The organism is Marivita cryptomonadis (assembly GCF_002115725.1).
GTDB classification, from domain to species: domain Bacteria; phylum Pseudomonadota; class Alphaproteobacteria; order Rhodobacterales; family Rhodobacteraceae; genus Marivita; species Marivita cryptomonadis.
Genome location: NZ_JFKD01000094.1, coordinates 1 through 876 on the forward strand (window position 1 = coordinate 1; position 876 = coordinate 876).

The 876-nt window shown below is 54.8% G+C and carries 2 pseudogenes; both read right to left on the reverse strand.

Going from position 1 to position 876, the window contains the following annotated elements:
• Positions 1 to 497: pseudogene (locus MCRY_RS23705) on the reverse strand (haloacid dehalogenase); the annotation flags it as partial.
• A gap of 12 nt (positions 498 to 509) precedes the next feature.
• Positions 510 to 842: pseudogene (locus tag MCRY_RS23710) on the reverse strand (YHS domain-containing protein); the annotation flags it as partial.
• Between the last annotated feature and the right edge of the window lie 34 nt (positions 843 to 876).

Sequence of the window (876 nt, forward strand, 5' to 3'; positions counted from 1 at the left end):
CCATCGGCATTGATCCGGCGTGCAGTCTTGGGAGATAGACCAAGAAGGGACTTAATGGCGGCGGAGGTTTGCGACCGGGCTTTGAGCTCAAGAATCTGCCCAAGCAAGGTGAGCGAGATGATGACCGCGGCGGCTTCGAAGTAGACGCCGATACGTCCATCTTGCATGAAGGTGGCGGGAAAGCTTTGGGGTAAGAGCGTTGCCATGACGCTGTAAAGGTAGGCTGCGGCGGTACCCAAACCAATCAGAGTCCACATGTTTGGACTGCGATTTCTAATAGAGGCTATGCCCCTTACAAAAAAGGGCCAACCTGCCCATAAGGTCACCGGTGTCGCCAGAGCTAACTCGATCCAGTTTTGGATCGAGCCATGGAGGAGTTGTAACGAGTGTCCCGCCATGGCTAGAAGGGCCACCATTACGGTTAAAGGCAGCGACCACCAAAAGCGGCGGGTGAAATCCAGGAGCTCGGGTTTGTCATCGTCATCAAGCGCGGGCATGACGGGCTCTAATGTCATGCCACATTTAGGGCAATTGCCGGGCCCTGGCTGTCTTATTTCCGGGTGCATAGGACAGGTAAACTCAGTGGCTACCTGTAGCGTGGGCTCTATAGCGGCGCTGCTGGGTTCAGCGCTGGGATGATTACCAATGTAGCGTTCTGGATCTGCCCGAAATTTCTCTTGGCATTTCTGGCTACAAAATTGATACGTCTGTCCTTGGTAAGACTCGCCAAATTTACTTGGAGGTATAACCGCCATACCGCACACCGGGTCGCGTAGACCACCGTCATTGGGTGAGGCAGCGTGGGCGGGACCGTGATCGTGGTGGCTCGGTGGAGTGGGCATAGCTATTTCTCTTCCTTGTTGGTTCCTGCCTGAT